Raw genomic sequence first — 16,889 nt, forward strand, 5'->3', positions numbered from 1 at the left:
ATGCGCGCTTCTGGCAAAAGACTATCCCTCGGGGGGCTGCTGCTGCGCCTGGGCGGCTACGGATTGCTGGCCCTAGGAGGGCTGCTGACCTTAGCGCCTTTCTACTTTATGTTCGTTTTCGCCACCCACCAGCGCTCAGAAATCTTCGGCTTTCCACCGCCAGTATGGTTTGGCGAGCACTTCTGGACCAACTATCAGATCCTGGTTCAGAAAATCCCATTCTGGCGATCCTACTGGAACAACCTCTACCTGGCCATCATGACCACCCTCCCCGCCCTATTCTTTTGCAGTCTGGCGGGGTTTGCCTTCGCCATGTACGAGTTCCGCTGGCGCGAACGCCTCTTTGCCATAATATTGGCCACCCTTCTGATACCTCCCATCCTTAATCTGATTCCCTTCTACTTGCTGATCTACCAGATTGGCTGGATCAACCAGCCCAAAGCCCTGTGGGTGCCGGCTATGGCCGGGGCCTTGGGGATTTTCTTAATGCGCCAGTACATCCTCTCCGCCATTCCCAAGGAGCTGATTGACGCGGCCCGCATAGACGGGTGCAGCGAGTTTCAAATCTACTGGCGCATCGTGTTGCCGCTTATCCGCCCGGCTCTGGGCACCCTGGGCCTGATTACCTTTATCGGCTCGTGGAACCGCTTTGCCGACGTGAACGTGATCATGCGCACCCAGGAGACCAAGACCTTGCCGGTGGTGCTGCGCACGCTGCAAGGGGCCACCGATGTGGAGTGGGGGGCCATCATGGCGGGCACCGCCCTGCTGGTACTGCCGCTGCTACTGGTCTTCGCCCTGGCTGCACGGCAGTTGATGGAGGGACTGACCTCGGGCGCGATCAAAAGTTAGTCTTTGTCCAAATCCTAGGAGGAGCCAATGCCGCTGTGGAGGTATGGAGTGGTGGGGCTTTTTGCCGCAATCGCCCTAGCTCAATCAGCCCCCCCCCTGCGAGAGCTGGCCGAACGGCGCGGAATCCTTATAGGGGCCGCGGTAGAACCCAACCTGCTTGTTGAAGAGCCGAGGTATGCCCAGGTTTTAGCCCGGGAGTTCAGCCTGGTAGTGGCCGAGAACGTGATGAAGTGGGGAGCCTTGCAAACCAGCCGGGGGCAGTTCAACTTCGCCGCGGCCGACCTGCTGGTGGATTTCGCCCAAAAGCACAAGCAGGCCATCCGGGGGCACACCCTGGTCTGGCACCAGCAGCTGCCCCGCTGGATGTACGGCAACTTTAGCCGGAGCGAAATGGAGGCCATTCTGGCCGAGCACATCCGCACCGTGGTGGGGCGGTATAAGGGGCGAATTGCCTACTGGGATGTGGTCAACGAGGCCATCGGTGACGACGCCAGGCTGCGCGCCACACCCTTTGATGTGCTGCCAGACTACCTCGAGCGGGCCTTTCGCCTGGCCCGCCAGGCCGACCCCCAGGCCAAGCTCTTTTACAACGACTATGGGGCCGAAGGGCTAGGCCCCAAGTCGGAGGCTATCTACAACCTGCTCAAGTCGCTCAAGGAGAAGGGGGTGCCCATCGATGGGGTAGGCTTCCAGGTGCATGTGGACCAGGGTTTTTCGCCCCAGCGGGTAGGCATGGCAGAAAACCTCGAGCGCTTCGCCCGGCTGGGCCTGGAGATTCACATCACCGAGATGGATGTACGGCTCGTCGGAGGGCAGCCCCAGGCCGAGCGTCTAGAGGCCCAGGCCAGGGTCTACCAGGAAGTCTTGCAGGTCTGCCTGCGCCAGCCTCGCTGTAAGGTCTTCACCCTGTGGGGCTTCACCGATGCCTATTCCTGGCGTGCCGCCAGTGAACCGCTGATCTTCGACGACCGCTACCAGCCCAAGCCGGCCTACTTCGCCCTGCAGCGCACCTTGCAGCAGCCCTGAGGAGATTTGTATGAAGCGAAGCGATTTCCCGAGCGATTTTATCTGGGGCACGGCCACCTCGGCCTACCAGATCGAAGGAGCCGTCCACGAGGACGGGCGCGGCCCAAGCATCTGGGACACCTTTAGCCACACCCCCGGCAAGACTCGAGGGGGCCATACCGGGGATGTGGCCTGCGACCACTACCACCGTTACCTAACCGATATTGGCCTGATGCGCAGCCTGGGCCTCAATGCCTACCGCTTCTCTGTGGCCTGGCCGCGCATCTTTCCCCAGGGGCGGGGGGAGCCCAACCCCAAGGGGCTGGCCTTCTACGACCGGCTGGTCGATGCCCTGCTGGAAAGCGGTCTGGAACCCTGGCTCACCCTCTACCACTGGGACCTGCCCCAGGCCCTGCAGGATCAGGGCGGCTGGCCCCAGCGGGACACCGCCTATGCCTTTGCCGAATATGCTGCCTACCTGAGCCGGCACCTAGGCGACAGGGTGCGGCACTGGATCACCCTCAACGAGCCCTGGTGCTCGGCCCACCTGGGCTACTACGCTGGGGTGCATGCCCCGGGCTTGCGCGACCTGGCCCTCTCGCTACAGGCCGCCCATCACCTACTCTTGGCCCACGGCCTGGCGGTGCCGCTGATCCGAGAAAACGCCCCCAAAGCCCAGGTAGGCATCACCCTCAACCTGGCCCCAGGCCACCCGGCCAGCCCCGACCCCGCTGATGTGGCCGCGGCTCGCCGCTACGATGGCTTCCAGAACCGCTGGTACCTGGACCCCTTGTACGGCTTCGGCTACCCGCCAGACATGCTCGAGCTCTACGGCCCGGCTTCTCCCCACATCCGCTCGGGCGACTTAGAGGCCATCGCCACCCCCACCGACTTCCTGGGCATCAACTACTACACCCGTGCGGTGCTCAAGCACAGCCTCGAGGCCCCCCACCGGTTCAGCGGGGTGCGCTGGGGCCAGGCGTTCACCCATATGGACTGGGAAGTGTACCCCGACGGCCTGCGCGAGCTGCTGGTACGGCTGGCCCGGGAGTACCGGCCAAAGGCCCTCTACATTACCGAGAATGGCGCCGCCTACCCGGATGTGCTGGTCAATGGGCAGGTATCAGACCCGGAGCGCACCCGCTACCTACAAGCCCACTTCGCCGCGGCCTTGCAGGCCCTACGGGAAGGTGCTCCGCTCAGGGGCTACTTCGTCTGGAGCCTGCTGGACAACTTCGAGTGGGCCGAGGGGTATGAAAAGCGCTTTGGGCTGGTTTATGTAGACTTCGCCACCCAGGCCCGCTACCTCAAGGACAGCGGGCACTGGCTGAGGGTCTTTCTGCAAGAGGAGGTGCCAAGCGCGTGAAGATTCGCAACCCCATCCTGCGGGGCTTCCACCCCGACCCCTCCATCCTGCGGGTGGGCCAGGACTACTACATCGCCACCTCCACCTTCGAGTGGTGGCCGGGGGTGCGGCTGCACCACTCGCGCGATCTGGTACACTGGCGCCCCATCGGCTATGCCCTCACCCGCACCTCCCAGCTCGATATGCGGGGCAACCCTGATTCCGGGGGCATCTGGGCCCCTTGCCTGAGCCACGATGGCCAGCAGTTTTACCTGGTCTACACCGATGTAAAGACCTGGGGCAACGCCGAGGCCTTCAAGGACACCCACAACTATCTGGTTACGGCCCCTAGCATCGAAGGTCCCTGGTCGGAGCCGGTCTACCTGAATTCTTCGGGCTTCGACCCCTCCCTTTTTCACGACGAGGATGGGCGAAAGTGGCTGGTGAACATGCGCTGGGACCACCGCAAGGGCAAAAACGCCTTTTCCGGCATCGTGCTGCAGGAGTACGACCCGGTAGAGCAAAAACTGGTAGGCCCCATCTACCCCATCTTTAGCGGCACCCCCCTGGGGGTCACCGAGGGGCCCCACCTCTACAAGAAGGACGGCTGGTACTACCTGCTGGTGGCCGAGGGGGGCACGGTCTACCAGCACGCGGCCACCGTAGCCCGCTCGCGCTGCCTCAAAGGCCCCTATGAGGTCGACCCCCTTTATCCCACCCTGACCGCCAAGGACGACCCCACCCTACCCCTACAAAAAGCTGGCCACGCCTCGCTGGTGACCACCCCGCAAGGGGACTGGTACATGGCCCACCTGGTCGGACGCCCCCTCGAGCCCCCCCAGGCCCCCCGGCGGCACTGCCCTTTGGGCCGGGAAACCGCGCTGCAAAAGATCGTCTGGAGCCCCGATGGCTGGCCCCGGCTGGCCCAGGGAGGCCGGGCCCCCAGCCTGGAGGTGGAGGCCCCAGCCCTACCCCCCCACCCCTGGCCAGCCGAACCCGAACACGACGACTTCGACGCCCCCAGCCTGAGCCTGCACTTCCAGACCCTGCGCCTTCCCCCCGACCCCTCCTGGCTCTCCTTGCGCGAGCGGCCCGGCTACCTGCGGCTATACGGGCGCGAATCCTTAAGCTCTAAGCACCGGCAAAGCCTGGTGGCCCGGCGCCTGCAGCACTTCTATGCCGAGGCCCAGACCGCGCTGGAGTTCGAGCCGGAGGATTTCCAGCAGATGGCCGGCCTGGTCTGCTACTACGACAGCGGCAACTGGGTCTACCTGCGCCTAAGCCGCGACGAACAGCTAGGCAAGACCCTGGCCATCCTGACCTGCGAGAACGGGCACTACGACGAGCCGCTGGGCCAGGAAATCCCCATCCCAGACTGGCCCAGGGTGCACCTGCGGGTGCGCTACCAACGGGAGTTTTTTAGCTTTGCTTACTCGTCCGACGGCCAGCGCTGGCAGGAGATTCCACAGCGCTTCGAATCCTACAAGCTTTCCGACGAACACTGCCGCGGGCTGGGCTTCACCGGCACCTTCATTGGCCTGTGCGCACAAGACCTGAGTGGCCGGCGCAAGCACGCCGACTTCGACTACTTCACCTACCGGGGACTCGAGTGACTCAGGGGGAATCTGTGAAGTTTTGCCAAATCCTATGCCTGCTGGCCCTGGCCCTTCCCACGGCCTTGGCCCAGGAACTACCAGGCTGGCGGCTGGTCTGGGCCGATGAGTTCAACCGGCCCGTGGGCAGCCCGGTGGATCGGAGCAAGTGGAACCTCGAGACCGGCGGATGGGGTTGGGGCAACAGCGAGCTGCAATACTACACCGACTCCACCCTAAACGCTGTGCACGACGGGCACAACCTGGTGATCACCGCCCTCGAGCAGCGCCTGCCGGGGCTACACTGTTGGTACGGTCCCTGTCGCTATACCTCGGCGCGGCTCAACACCCGGGGCAAGTTCGAGCAGCGCTACGGACGCTTCGAGGCCCGCATCAAACTCCCCCGTGGACAGGGGTTGTGGCCCGCCTTTTGGATGCTGGGCAACAACTTCGGTGCGGTGAGGTGGCCACACTGCGGCGAGATTGACATCATGGAGCAGATCGGGCGCGAACCACGCAGCATACACGGCACCATCCACGGCCCCGGCTACTCGGGCGGCGAGGGCATCGGCAAGGCCCATACCCTACCCACCGATTTTGCCCAGGCCTTCCACGTCTTCGCGCTGGAGTGGGAACCAGAAGCGCTGCGCTGGTACGTGGATGGCGTACTCTACCAGACCCGCACCCCTGCCGACCTTCCTGAAGGGGCCCGCTGGGTCTTCGACCGCCCCTTCTTCCTCATCCTCAACCTGGCCGTGGGCGGCGGCTGGCCCGGCGCGCCCGATGCGACCACACGCTTCCCCGCACGAACGCTGGTGGATTATGTGCGGGTCTACGAGCGAATCGAGGGCTGGTAGCCGGCCTGGGCCTGCTTCGCCCCCGGTGGCTTGGGGATGGTTTCCTTGAGCCCATAGGGGCAGCCGCCCGCTCAAGGGGCCTGGCCACTGGAATTCCGCACCACCAATTCACCGTAGAACCGCGGCGGTTGAAAAGGCTGGCCGGAAAGCATTTGTAAGACTCCTCGAGCTGCGCTCAAACCCATCTCGTAGCCCGGCTGGCGCACGGTTGTGAGGGGTGGAATAAGGTACGACGACCAAGGCAGGTCGTCGAAGCCCACCAACGAGACCTGCTCTGGCACAGCCAAACCGCTCTCAAATAAGGCCAGCCGGGCCCCATAGGCCATGGCATCGTTGGAAGCAAACACCGCACTAAAAGGAATTCCCTTCCTGACCAACTCTTTTACCGCGTGATAGCCAGAGCTTTCCTCGTAATTCCCCGCCAGTACCAGCTCGGGTTGCAGCTCTAAGCCCGCTTCCTCTAAAGCCCGGCGGTAGCCATCTAGCCGCGGAGCAGTATGCCAATGTAAAGGAGGGCCACTGATGTAGGCAATGCGGCGGTGGCCCAGGTCGATCAAGTACCGGGTGGCCTGGTAGGCGGCTTCTTCATTGTCAATAGCCAGGCAGCGATTCTGAATAGGCTCGACCACTTCCCCTATCAACAATAGGGGAATCTCCTGGGCAATGCGGTAGAGGCGCTCTGAGGGAAGATGGGTAGTCGCTACGATAAGCCCACCCACCCGGTGGCCCAGCAACAGGTCTAGGGCATTTCGCGCCTCGCCCAAACGCCAGTGCATACTGCCTATCAGGGGAAAGTAGGCACTATCATGCAGCCCTTTCTCGATGCCACGAAGTATCTCCACAAAAAAGGGATCGGCGATATCCGGCACCAGCACACCAATGCTCATAGACTTGCCGCGAGAAAGGTTCTGAGCGGCCAGGTTGAGCTGGTAGTTCAGGCGCTTGGCAGCTGCCAGTACCGCTGCACGGGTTTTGGCCCTACCCTGGCTGCGCCCGCTTAGGATTCGGGCTGCCGTACTAGGGGAAACCCCGGCTTCTTTAGCAATCTCGTATATGGTCACCTGTTTTGCCACGGTTTTAATCCTCAAACTAGCATAGCGACCCGGCTCATCATAGAATCAATTATGATATCGGTGTCAAAAAGTAAGTTGCTTTCCTCACATATTCGCATGGAAAAACCCAATCTTAGAGCTTATTCGGGGGGCTATATTGACACCGGTGTCATTTTTACGTATAGTACCCTTCGGTTCCAATAGGTGGGTTGATCTAACTCGGCAGTCCCTTAGCCGAAACAGGTCAGCGCACAAATCCCTCAGCTAAGCCTCTTTCCTTGTGAAAGAGGTGTCCGGGAATAGGGAACCCATCGCGGAGGTGCAGGATGAAGCCTTTAGTTAGGGTGGTCTTGGCAGCCAAAGTGCTCCTGTTGATTTTGATTCTCCTGTCTGTTGGCCTTTCACAGACCCAAAGAAGGTTGGTGATAGGGGTAAGCTGGGCCAACTTCCAGGAAGAGCGCTGGAAAATTGACGAACGCGCCATCCGCGAGCAGCTTGGCCGTATGGGAGCCGACTACATCAGCGCCGATGCACAAAGCTCCTCGGAAAAGCAACTAAACGACATAGACGCGCTGATTGCCCGGGGGGCCAACGCGCTGATCATCTTGGCCTGGGACAAAGACGCCATTCTGCCCGCCATCGAAAAGGCCAAAGCTGCCCGTATCCCGGTAGTGGCCTACGACCGGCTTATTGAGAACAACTACGCCTACTACATTACCTTCGACAACGTAGAGGTAGGCCGGATGCAAGCCAGGGCCGTCTATGCCGCCAGACCTCGAGGCAACTACGCCTTCATCCTGGGCTCCCCTACCGACCCCAACGCCGACTTCTTACACAAAGGGCAGCTCGAGGTACTGCAAGGCGCCATCAACCGGGGAGAAATCAAAGTAGTGGGTAAGCAGTACACCGAAGGCTGGCGGCCCGAGGTAGCCCAGCGCAACATGGAACAAATCCTCACCGCCAACGCTAACAAAGTGGACGCCGTGGTGGCCTCTAACGATGGCACCGCGGGTGGGGTGGTGGCTGCCCTAGCCGCGGTAGGTCTGGCTGGAAAGGTGCCGGTCTCGGGCCAGGACGGCGACCAGGCCGCCCTCAACCGGGTAGCCCGCGGCCTGCAGACTGTCAGCGTCTGGAAAGATGCCCGCGAGCTGGGCAGGAAAGCCGCCGAGGCCGCGGTACTCATGGCTCGAGGCACGCCCATGGAGAGGCTGCCCGGACGCACCATCTTTGCCGATGGGCCCAACAAGGTCAGAATGAACGCCCTGCTACTCAAACCTGTACCCATCACCCGAGAAAACCTCAACATCGTCCTCGAGGCGGGTTGGATCAGCAAGCAGGCCCTCTGCCAGGGCGTGAGCGGTCCTACCGCACCGGCAGCCTGCCGATAACCCAATGCGCAGCCCAGCTTGGTGAGCCTTGGGGGTAGGCCTCTGCGCCTACCCCTTTATATGCAGGAGGTGGCGTGAAGGTTGGTGACAAAAAAGAGGGGTTCTTGCAAAGCCTGCGGGTAGATGGCCGGATTCTGACCATGCTTATCGTACTGGCGGTGGTCTGGATGGTGTTTCAATTGCTTACATTGAAGCAACCGGGCCAGTTCCTCAGCGTGCAAAACCTCTGGAACCTTTCCGTACAAACCGCTGTTGTAGGCATCATGGTAGGCGGAATGGTGCTGGTCATCGTGGCCCGCCAGATCGACCTATCGGTCGGTTCAATCCTGGGCTTTACCGGCATGATGATGGCCCTCATCCAGACCATGCCCCCTCTGGGGTGGGGAGGGCACTGGCTCTTAGCCCTGCTAGCGGGCTTGTTGCTGGGAGCCCTGATCGGAGGGTTTCAGGGGTATTGGGTGGCCTACTGGGGCGCCCCAGCCTTTGTGGTTACCCTAGCTGGCTTGCTTATCTTCCGCAACGCCAGCTTCATCGTGGCCAGCGGACGTACCATTGGCCCCCTCGACGACAACTTCAAGGTACTGGGAGGAGGCATCGGGGGTTCTATCGGAGAGTTCTGGACCTGGGTAGTAGGCGGGGTCATGGCTCTTCTCATCGTTTATCAACTCCTTTCCAACCGCAACCGACGCAAAAAAAACGGCTTGCCCGTGCGCCCCTGGTGGGCCGAGGCTGTGGTCATGGGCTTTCTGCTGGCCCTTACCCTGGCCTTCATCCTGGTCATGAACGCCTACACCTACCCCGGTACCAACATCCCCAGAGGTATCCCGGTGCCCGTTCTGGTAACCCTCTCAGTGCTCTTTTTCCTGAACTGGATGGCCCAAAACACCCGTTTCGGGCGGTATATCTTCGCTATCGGGGGAAACCCGGAAGCAGCTCTGCTGGCGGGCATCAACGTCCGGCGCACCCTGGTCTGGGTCTTTGCCTTGATGGGGTTCTTAGCTGCGCTGGCTGGGGCTGTTCAGGCTGCTCGGCTCAATTTTGTAACCAACAGCATGGGCAACCTGCTCGAGCTCGATGTAATTGCCGCTGCGGTCATCGGTGGCACCGCACTGGCCGGGGGCAGCGGCACCATCGTGGGCGCAGCCTTGGGGGCACTCTTGATGTCTTCCCTGCGCAGTGGCATGGTGCTTATGGGGCTACCCACCGAGTGGCAGAACGTGGTTCTCGGGCTAGTGCTGCTGGCTGCGGTCATCTGGAACACGGTGTACCTCAAAAACCGTAGGGGGGCTGTATGAAGCCTTTGGTGGAGATGAAAAACATCTGCCTGCGCTTTGGCGGGAACCAGGCCCTGGACAACGTTTCGGTCAACCTCTATCCCGGTGAGGTGGTGGGCCTCTTAGGGCACAACGGAGCGGGCAAGTCCACCCTGATCAAGGTGCTCTCCGGAGCCTATCGCGCCGATAGCGGGCAGATATTCATCGAAGGGCGGGCCGTAGAGATCAACAACCCACAGGATGCCCAGCGCCTAGGCATCGAAACCATCTACCAGAACCTGGCCTTGGCCGACAATCTGGATGCGGTAGCCAATATCTTTTTGGGGCGCGAAAAACGCAGAGGATTTGCTCTGGACGAAGAGAGCATGGAACTCGAGGCCCGCCAGGTGCTAATGCGCCTGCGGGTGCAAATTCCTAGCCTGCGCCTACCGGTGGCCCAGATGTCGGGCGGGCAGCGTCAGACGGTAGCTATCGGTCGGGCTATCCAGTTCAAAGCGCGCATCCTGATTATGGACGAACCCACCGCCGCCTTAGGCCCAGAGGAAACCCGTAAAGTGGGGGAGCTAATCCGGGCCCTCAAAGCGGAAGGTGTGGGCATTTTCCTGATTAGCCACGACCTACACGATGTTTTCGACCTAGCCGACCGCATCACCGTTATGAAAAACGGGCGTGTGGTAGGCACAGTTTACGCCCACGAGGTCAGCCACGACGACGTCCTTGGGATGATTATTGGTGGGGTGATGCCCAAAAACGCTCGACCTGCCGAGGTTCCCCGAACTCCCTAAGGCCATATGCCAGAGGTAAATTTTGTTCCCCACCCAATACCCCCCATCGAGCAGCCCCGAGAGATTCCCCTTTTGCCCGCCGAACTCTTCCAACAACGCTATCTCCGGCTCGAGGCGGCTCGGGAAAAAGCCGGCTACGATGCCCTGATTATCTACGCCGATCGGGAACACGCTGCTAACTTGGGTTGGCTCACCGACTTCACCCCTCGGTTCGAGGAGGCTTTGTGGGTGCAGGTGGGAGGACAAACACCAACCTTACTGGTGGGCAATGAGTGCCTCCACTTAGCCCCTGCCCTCTGCAAGCTCGAGGCCCGCTACGCGCTGTATCAGGAGTTCAGCCTGCCAGGCCAGGATCGCAGCCAGAGCCCTGGCCTCGCCACGCTTCTGCGTCAAGCCGGTCTGGGTAGGGGTCTACAGGTCGGCCTGATTGGCTGGAAACCCATGCCAAACCTGGAGGTGCCGCACTGGATCGTCCAGGCCATAGAAGAGGTGACGGGCCAGGTACCCCAAAACGCCAACGCCCTGTTGATGAGCCCTGAGAACGGCCTGCGCCGCACTTTGGAACCAGAGCAAATTCGCTTTGCAGAGTATGCTTCTGCCCTTAGCAGCGAGGGTGTACGTCGTTGGGTTTTTGCCCTTAGGGAAGGTCAAAGCGAACTGGAGTCAGCGAAAAGCCTGGTTTCCTACGGCCTCGAACTCTCCTGCCATCCCATGGTCAACTTCGGCCCCCACATCCCCAGCGGTCTCAAGAGCCCGCGCAATCAGCGGGTCGAAGAGGGGTTCTACGCGCAAGTCGCCTTCGGTCTGGTAGGAGGCCTCACCTGCCGCGCAGGGTGGCTGGTACGCTCGAGCCACCCGAAGGATGCGGATGGCTACCTGGAGCTAGCCAGGAACTACCTGCAGGTAGTCTGGGCCTGGTACGCCACGCTAGGTATTGGGGTAGAGGCCGGCAAAGCATACCAGGCCGCGGCCACGGTCAAGGGGTCCGGATGGGACTTCGCCCTAAACCCAGGCCACCTGATTCACCTAGAAGAATGGCTGGAAAGCCCCTTCAAACCTGGGGCAACGCTTCCATTAGAAAGCGGGATGGCCATCCAGCAAGACATCATTCCCCTGCCGAAACATGGCCGGGCCGTGGTCAATATGGAGGACGGCTTGGTGCTAGCCGACCGAACCCTAAGGGCAAGACTCTGGCAGCTCGACCCTAGCCTAATGCAACGGGTGGAGCAGCGCCAACAGCTTATGGAAACCTTAGGATACCAGCTCAGCGAGGATGTGCTGCCCCTTTCCAACATCCAGGGGGTTTTCTTTCCCTTTCTGCTGGAACCTTCTTATGTAGCCTGCTTCAAATAGCCAACTAGAGGAGCACTTATGAACTACACCCCCCAACCCCAACACAAGTTCACCTTTGGCCTTTGGACCGTGGGCAACGTGGGCCGCGACCCCTTCGGCCTGCCCACCCGCCCCCCCCTCGAGCCCGACTACATCGTCTACAAGCTGGCCGAGATCGGGGCCTATGGGGTTAACCTGCACGACAACGACCTCATCCCCATCGACGCGACCGCTGCTGAGCGCAAGAAAATCCTGGCCCGCTTCACAAAGGCCCTGAAAGAGAGCGGCCTGGTGGTGCCCATGGCCACCACCAACCTCTTTTCCGACCCCATCTTCAAGGACGGGGCCTTCACCAACCCCAACACCAAAATCCGGGCCTACGCCCTGCAGAAAACCCTACGGGCCATGGACCTAGGGGCCGAGCTAGGGGCCAAAATCTATGTGCTGTGGGGTGGGCGCGAGGGAGCCGAGGTGGATGCCGGCATGAACACCCTCGACGCCTTGGCCTACTACCGCGAGGCCCTCAACTTCCTGGCCGAGTACAGCGAGTCCCAGGGGTATGGCTACCGCTTTGCCCTCGAGCCCAAGCCCAACGAGCCCCGGGGCGATATCTACCTACCGGTGGTGGGCGCGGCTTTGGGCTTCATCGCCACCCTGGACAAACCCCACCTCTTCGGCCTTAACCCCGAGTTCGCCCACGAGACCATGGCCGGGCTCAACTTCGTGCACGCGGTGGCCCAGGCCATCGACGCGGGCAAGCTCTTCCACATCGATCTCAACGACCAAAAGATGAGCCGCTTCGACCAGGATCTGCGCTTTGGTGCCGAGAACCTCAAGGCGGCTTTCTTCCTGGTCAAGCTTTTAGAGGACTCCGGCTACGACGGGCCCCGCCACTTCGACGCCCACGCCCTGCGCACCGAGGACGAGGCGGGCGTGTGGGAATTTGCCAAGGGCTGCATGCGCACCTACCTAATCCTCAAGGAGAAAGCCCGGCAGTTCAACCAGGACCCAGAAATCCAGGCCCTGATCCGGGCCTACAAGGTGGAGGACAAGGCCCTCTCGGCCCTCACCCGGAAGTTCAGCCCGCAAAACGCGGCGGCCCTCAAGGCCAGAAAGTTCGAGCGGGCCGCTTTGGCCCAGCGGGGGGCCGGGCTAGAGCGCCTCGACCAGCTCACGGTAGAGCTCCTGCTGGGGGTGCGCTAGGGATGGGCGAGGTTGCCATCGGTATCGACCTGGGCACCAGCGGGCTAAAGGCCCTGGCCCTCACCCCCCAGGGCCAGCGGGTGGCCGAGGCCAGCGCCAGCTATCCTCTGCTCACCCCAAAACCCGGCTGGACCGAACAAAACCCCAGCGACTGGCTCGAGGCTGCCCGCCAGGCCCTAAGCCAGCTAGCCCAACAGCTACAGCAGCAGGGCCTCAGGCCGGTCTCCCTTGGCCTATCGGGCCAGATGCACGGGGCGGTTTTCCTCGATGCCAAAGGCCAGGTGGTACGCCCGGCTCCCCTCTGGAACGACCAGCGCACCACCCAGGCCTGCGCCGAGATCGAGGCCAGGGTGCCCCGGGCCGAACTCATCCAGCGCACCGGGAACCCCGCCGTCACCGGTTTTCAGCTGCCCAAGCTCATCTGGCTGCGCCAAGCCGAGCCCGCGTCCTTTGCCCGCACCGCCCAGGTGCTCTTGCCCAAGGACTATCTGGCCTATGCCCTGACCGGCCAGATGGCCACCGAGCCTTCCGACGCCTCGGGCGTGGGGGCTTTGCACCTTGCCTCCCAGCGCTGGGATAGCGATCTCTTAGCGGCTTTGGACCTCAAGCCCAGCCTGTTTCCCCCTATCCTCCCCTCCCACGGGGTGGTGGGCCACCTGCGGGCCGACTGGGCCCAGGCCACCGGCCTGCCTTTGGGCCTGCCGGTGGTGGCTGGCGCGGGCGATAACGCCGGGGCGGCCATCGGGCTGGGGCTCTCGAGCCAGCGGCCCGGCCTGGGTAGCGTCAGCCTGGGCACCAGCGGGGTCATCTTCCTGCCCGCCCTGGCCCCCATCCCAGACCCCCAGGGCCGTGTTCACCTGTTTTGCCATGCCGATGGGGGCTACCACTACCTGGGCGTGACCCTGGCTGCTGCCGGCAGCCTGCAATGGTACCGCGACCGGCTAGCCCCTGGGGTGAGCTTTGACGTGCTCTTAGCGGAAGCCCAGGCCGTTCCCCCGGGCAGCGAAGGGGTGGTCTTCATGCCCTACCTGGCCGGAGAGCGCAGCCCCTACCTCGACCCCGCGTTGCGCGGGGCCTGGCTTGGGCTGAGCCTGGCCCACGGACGCGGCCACCTCACCCGGGCCTTGCTCGAGGGGGTGGCCCTCAGCCTGCGGGAGGTACTGGAGGTGATGCGGCCCTTGGCCCCCATCGAGCGGCTTCTGGCCATTGGGGGTGGGGCCCGCTCGGACTTCTGGCTCTCGATTCTGGGTAGTGTGCTGGCCCTGCCCCTGGCCCGCACCCCCATCGAGGAAGGCCCCGCCCGGGGAGCGGCCATTCTGGGCCTGGTGGGGGCGGGGGTCTACCCCAGCCTGGCCGATGCCCTGGAGGCTACCGCCCCGCCCAGCCTCGAGGTTGAGCTCGAGGCAGTGAACACCCGACCTTTGCAAGAACGCTTCCAGCGCGGCTTGTATGCTGTGCGGGCCTTTAAAGAAAGCCCCTAGCCCCTCAGCCAGGCTTCAAGCCAGGCCCTAGAATAGGCCCAATGGAGCGTTCCGTGCAAAACACCAACCGCAACACCTTACTGCTGGCCCTGGCCTGGCTGGTGGCGCTGGTGGCCACCCTGGGCAGCCTCTACTACTCCGAGGTGCGCAACTTCATCCCCTGCACCCTGTGCTGGTACCAGCGCATCGCCATGTATCCCTTGGTCTTTCTTTTAGGCATCGCCACCTGGCGCGGCGATGCCGGCATCCGGCCCTATGCCCTGACCCTATCCCTCCTGGGCCTCTTCTGGAGCAGCTACCACCTGCTGGAGCTGTGGGTGCCGGGTCTGGCCCCCAACGTGTGCAAAGGCCCCATCCCCTGTAACGTGGAGTACATTCCCAGCTTTCCTATTCCCTTGCAAGCGGGTATCGCCTTTTTGCTCATCTCGCTGGCGCTTTGGCTGGTGCGTCCGGCCCGCTAGGCTCAGTACCCGTCCTGCACCACGTTCTTTAGGGGCTCTTTCCGCAGGTAGCGGGCCACCTGCTCCCGCACCAGGCGGAAGCCCCGCTCGAATAGCTTATGGGTCGAGCCAGCCATATGGGGGGTGAGGAAAACCCCTGGCAGCGACCACAGGGGGTGTCCTTCGGGCAAGGGCTCAGGGTCGGTGACATCGGTGACCAGGCAGAGCCGCTGGGCCCGAATCGCCTCGACCAGGGCCTCCTGGTCTACGGTCTTGCCCCGGCCTGCGTTTACAAAAAGCGCTCCCGGCTTCATCTGGGCCAGGTGTTCGGCCCCTATCAGGCGGTGGGTCTGGGGGGTGTAGGGCAGCAGGTTGATCACGATATCGGCCTGGGGCAGCAGGTGGAGGAGATCGGCGATGGGGTGTACCCCTTCGCGGGCGGTGCGGGCCACCCGGATAAAGGCCACCCCGAAGGGGGCCAGGCGCTGCTCGGTGGCCCGGGCAATCGAACCATAGCCCACAAACAGCACGGTGGAACCCTCGAGGTCGTCCACCCAGCGGTAGGCCCAGCGCCCTTCCCGCTGGGCATCGCGAAACTCGGGAAAGCGCTTGATAGCGCCCAGCACCGCCCCCACAATCCACTCCGAAACCGGAACATCGTGCACCCCGGCGGCATCGCAAAGCACCAGGCCAGGGGGCAGGTGAGGCAGAATCCAGTCCACCCCTGCGGTGAGGGTCTGCACCACCTTGAGGTGTTTGAGTCTGGGCAGCTCGGCAAAAAAGCGCCGGGCCCCGCTGCCGTAGGGGGCTACTGCGAACTCGGCCTCTAGGGCCTGAGCCGACAAAGGGGCCTCCCGGGGCAGAAAGGCCACCTCCACCCCCTCGGGGAAGCCCTCCAGCAAACGCGGCTCGATGGACTCCGGAACCAGCAGAATCATCGAACCTAACTATACCTGCCCTTGTGTACAATCGGCCTAGCCGTGCCTGAAGCCCCCGACATTCAAACGCGCAAACGCAAGCACCTGGAAGTCTGTCTGCACGAAGCGGTGGAGTATACCCGGCTGAGCACCGGCCTCGAGCGCTACCGCCTGCGCTACCGGGCCCTGCCCGAGATAGCCTTGCACGACGTCGACCTCACCACGCCCTTCCTGGGCAAAACCCTCAAAGCCCCCTTCCTGATCGGGGCCATGACCGGGGGCGAGGCCCACGGGGCCCGCATCAACCGAACCCTGGCCCAGGCTGCCGAGCAACTGGGGGTGGGCTTTATGCTGGGCAGCCAGCGGGTCATGCTGGAGCGCCCCCAGGCCCGCGCCAGCTTCCAGGTGCGCGAGGTAGCCCCCAGCATCCTCTTGGTGGGCAACCTGGGCCTGGTGCAACTCAACAAAGGCTACGGCCCAGCCCACCTTCAAAGAGCGGTGGAGGAGGTGGGGGCCGATGCCCTGGCCCTGCACCTCAACCCCCTGCAAGAAGCCCTTCAGGCCGGAGGGGATACCGAGTTTGCCGGTTTGCTGGAGCGGCTGGCCGAAGTCTTGCCCCAGGTGCCCTTTCCGGTCATCCTCAAGGAGGTGGGCCACGGCATCGGGCGCGAGGTAGCCGAAAAGCTGGCCCCCCTGCCGCTGGCTGCCTTGGATGTGGCCGGCGCGGGGGGGACTAGCTGGGCCAAGGTGGAGGAATGGGTGCATCACGGGCGTATCCTGCACCCCGAGCTGGTGGAGATCGGCATCCCCACCGCCCAGGCCCTGGTGGAGTGCCGAAGCGTTTTGCCGGACAAGCCCCTGATTGCCTCGGGGGGCATCCGTACGGGCACCGACGCGGCCAAGGCCCTGGCCCTGGGGGCCCAGGTGGTAGCGGTGGCTCGTCCGCTGCTAGAGCCGGCCCTGGCTGGGCCTGAGGCAGTGGTGCGCTGGATTGAGGATTTCCTCCACGAGCTAACGGTGGCCCTCTTCGCCATTGGGGCCCGCACCCCCAAAGAAGCCCTGGGGCGGGTCGAACGGTCTTGAGTATCCCAGGACAGAAAAACAGGGCTTTGGAATCCTCCAAAGCCCTGCGCTCTTGGTTGCGGGGATAGGATTTGAACCTATGACCTTCGGGTTATGAGCCCGACGAGCTACCAGACTGCTCCACCCCGCGACGCTGGCTGCCAGCGACAGCTTTTATATAGTAGCGAGAATACGTTTTTTGGTCAAGATACTGTAATCGGTCAACACATGTGAGACTGGGGAACCGACTCCTCCTGCATCTTAGCTAAATACTCCAAGGGAGCAAGACCCCCCAGGGCCATGT

15 protein-coding genes, 1 tRNA gene and 1 pseudogene are annotated in these 16,889 nt (G+C 62.7%); 13 read left to right on the top strand and 4 right to left on the bottom strand.

Features of this window, described 5'->3' with window-relative positions:
• The 5 genes from G552_RS0100730 to G552_RS0100750 are packed head-to-tail and all read left to right on the top strand — an operon-like array spanning nucleotide 1 to nucleotide 5,651.
• Nucleotides 1-852: a carbohydrate ABC transporter permease gene (locus G552_RS0100730; RefSeq protein WP_027881274.1), complete on the top strand. Its 852-nt coding sequence runs from the start codon at nucleotides 1-3 to the stop codon at nucleotides 850-852.
• 27 nt (nucleotides 853-879) lie between these two features.
• Entirely contained in the window at nucleotides 880-1,878 is a 999-nt protein-coding gene (locus tag G552_RS0100735; RefSeq protein ID WP_027881275.1) for an endo-1,4-beta-xylanase, read from the top strand.
• A 10-nt stretch (nucleotides 1,879-1,888) separates the two neighbouring features.
• Nucleotides 1,889-3,223, top strand: coding sequence for a GH1 family beta-glucosidase (locus tag G552_RS0100740; protein WP_027881276.1), 1,335 nt, complete (start codon nucleotides 1,889-1,891; stop codon nucleotides 3,221-3,223).
• Entirely contained in the window at nucleotides 3,220-4,815 is a 1,596-nt protein-coding gene (locus G552_RS0100745; protein WP_027881277.1) for a glycoside hydrolase family 43 protein, read from the top strand. Before G552_RS0100740 ends, G552_RS0100745 begins: the two co-directional genes overlap by 4 nt.
• A 14-nt stretch (nucleotides 4,816-4,829) precedes the next feature.
• Nucleotides 4,830-5,651, top strand: coding sequence for a glycoside hydrolase family 16 protein (locus G552_RS0100750; protein WP_051195624.1), 822 nt, complete (start codon nucleotides 4,830-4,832; stop codon nucleotides 5,649-5,651).
• Between the two features lie 71 nt (nucleotides 5,652-5,722).
• On the opposite strand, the gene G552_RS0100755 is transcribed toward G552_RS0100750, so the two are convergent.
• Nucleotides 5,723-6,712 (bottom strand): LacI family DNA-binding transcriptional regulator, encoded by a 990-nt coding sequence (locus tag G552_RS0100755; protein WP_211224796.1) that lies wholly within the window; start codon nucleotides 6,710-6,712, stop codon nucleotides 5,723-5,725.
• A 317-nt stretch (nucleotides 6,713-7,029) separates the two neighbouring features.
• Between G552_RS0100755 and xylF the strand changes: the two genes are divergently transcribed.
• The 7 genes from xylF (at nucleotide 7,030) to G552_RS0100790 (ending at nucleotide 14,627) form a co-directional block, all read left to right on the top strand.
• Complete coding sequence (gene xylF / locus G552_RS0100760) at nucleotides 7,030-8,091, top strand: D-xylose ABC transporter substrate-binding protein (RefSeq protein WP_027881280.1); 1,062 nt, start codon at nucleotides 7,030-7,032, stop codon at nucleotides 8,089-8,091.
• A gap of 74 nt (nucleotides 8,092-8,165) precedes the next feature.
• Complete coding sequence (locus G552_RS0100765; RefSeq protein WP_027881281.1) at nucleotides 8,166-9,386, top strand: sugar ABC transporter permease; 1,221 nt, start codon at nucleotides 8,166-8,168, stop codon at nucleotides 9,384-9,386.
• Nucleotides 9,383-10,150 (top strand): ATP-binding cassette domain-containing protein, encoded by a 768-nt coding sequence (locus G552_RS0100770; protein WP_027881282.1) that lies wholly within the window; start codon nucleotides 9,383-9,385, stop codon nucleotides 10,148-10,150. The genes G552_RS0100765 and G552_RS0100770 overlap by 4 nt, the downstream gene beginning before the upstream one ends.
• Before the next feature lie 6 nt (nucleotides 10,151-10,156).
• On the top strand, nucleotides 10,157-11,503 hold the full coding sequence (locus tag G552_RS0100775; protein ID WP_027881283.1) for a M24 family metallopeptidase: 1,347 nt from the start codon (nucleotides 10,157-10,159) through the stop codon (nucleotides 11,501-11,503).
• Between the two features lie 18 nt (nucleotides 11,504-11,521).
• The gene (gene xylA, locus G552_RS0100780) at nucleotides 11,522-12,685 is read left to right on the top strand and encodes a xylose isomerase (RefSeq protein ID WP_027881284.1); all 1,164 of its coding nucleotides are present in this window, start codon (nucleotides 11,522-11,524) and stop codon (nucleotides 12,683-12,685) included.
• A gap of 2 nt (nucleotides 12,686-12,687) precedes the next feature.
• A complete protein-coding gene (gene xylB / locus G552_RS14505; protein ID WP_051195625.1) occupies nucleotides 12,688-14,166 on the top strand; it encodes a xylulokinase in 1,479 nt (492 codons plus the stop codon).
• A gap of 41 nt (nucleotides 14,167-14,207) precedes the next feature.
• Entirely contained in the window at nucleotides 14,208-14,627 is a 420-nt protein-coding gene (locus G552_RS0100790; RefSeq protein WP_051195626.1) for a disulfide bond formation protein B, read from the top strand.
• A 2-nt stretch (nucleotides 14,628-14,629) separates the two neighbouring features.
• On the opposite strand, the gene G552_RS0100795 is transcribed toward G552_RS0100790, so the two are convergent.
• On the bottom strand, nucleotides 14,630-15,544 hold the full coding sequence (locus G552_RS0100795) for a 2-hydroxyacid dehydrogenase (protein ID WP_027881286.1): 915 nt from the start codon (nucleotides 15,542-15,544) through the stop codon (nucleotides 14,630-14,632).
• 42 nt (nucleotides 15,545-15,586) lie between these two features.
• Between G552_RS0100795 and fni the strand changes: the two genes are divergently transcribed.
• The gene (fni, locus tag G552_RS0100800) at nucleotides 15,587-16,606 is read left to right on the top strand and encodes a type 2 isopentenyl-diphosphate Delta-isomerase (protein ID WP_027881287.1); all 1,020 of its coding nucleotides are present in this window, start codon (nucleotides 15,587-15,589) and stop codon (nucleotides 16,604-16,606) included.
• 53 nt (nucleotides 16,607-16,659) lie between these two features.
• On the opposite strand, the gene G552_RS0100805 is transcribed toward fni, so the two are convergent.
• Both G552_RS0100805 and G552_RS16885 read right to left on the bottom strand, forming a co-directional pair.
• Nucleotides 16,660-16,736: transfer RNA gene (locus G552_RS0100805), tRNA-Met, on the bottom strand.
• Between the two features lie 23 nt (nucleotides 16,737-16,759).
• Nucleotides 16,760-16,889: pseudogene (locus G552_RS16885) on the bottom strand (integrase core domain-containing protein); the annotation flags it as partial.

It is taken from the genome of Meiothermus rufus DSM 22234 (genome assembly GCF_000423425.1).
Lineage (GTDB): Bacteria > Deinococcota > Deinococci > Deinococcales > Thermaceae > Meiothermus > Meiothermus rufus.

Excerpts from the sequence above, each read along its gene's own strand:
- G552_RS0100740 (WP_027881276.1), top strand. The coding sequence starts at position 1,889 with ATGAAGCGAAGCGATTTCCCGAGCGATTTTATCTGGGGCACGGCCACC.
- G552_RS0100790 (WP_051195626.1), top strand. The coding sequence starts at position 14,208 with ATGGAGCGTTCCGTGCAAAACACCAACCGCAACACCTTACTGCTGGCC.
- G552_RS0100730 (WP_027881274.1), top strand. The coding sequence starts at position 1 with ATGCGCGCTTCTGGCAAAAGACTATCCCTCGGGGGGCTGCTGCTGCGC.
- xylB (WP_051195625.1), top strand. The coding sequence starts at position 12,688 with ATGGGCGAGGTTGCCATCGGTATCGACCTGGGCACCAGCGGGCTAAAG.
- G552_RS0100770 (WP_027881282.1), top strand. The coding sequence starts at position 9,383 with ATGAAGCCTTTGGTGGAGATGAAAAACATCTGCCTGCGCTTTGGCGGG.
- G552_RS0100775 (WP_027881283.1), top strand. The coding sequence starts at position 10,157 with ATGCCAGAGGTAAATTTTGTTCCCCACCCAATACCCCCCATCGAGCAG.
- xylA (WP_027881284.1), top strand. The coding sequence starts at position 11,522 with ATGAACTACACCCCCCAACCCCAACACAAGTTCACCTTTGGCCTTTGG.
- G552_RS0100795 (WP_027881286.1), bottom strand. The coding sequence starts at position 15,544 with ATGATTCTGCTGGTTCCGGAGTCCATCGAGCCGCGTTTGCTGGAGGGC.
- xylF (WP_027881280.1), top strand. The coding sequence starts at position 7,030 with ATGAAGCCTTTAGTTAGGGTGGTCTTGGCAGCCAAAGTGCTCCTGTTG.
- G552_RS0100735 (WP_027881275.1), top strand. The coding sequence starts at position 880 with ATGCCGCTGTGGAGGTATGGAGTGGTGGGGCTTTTTGCCGCAATCGCC.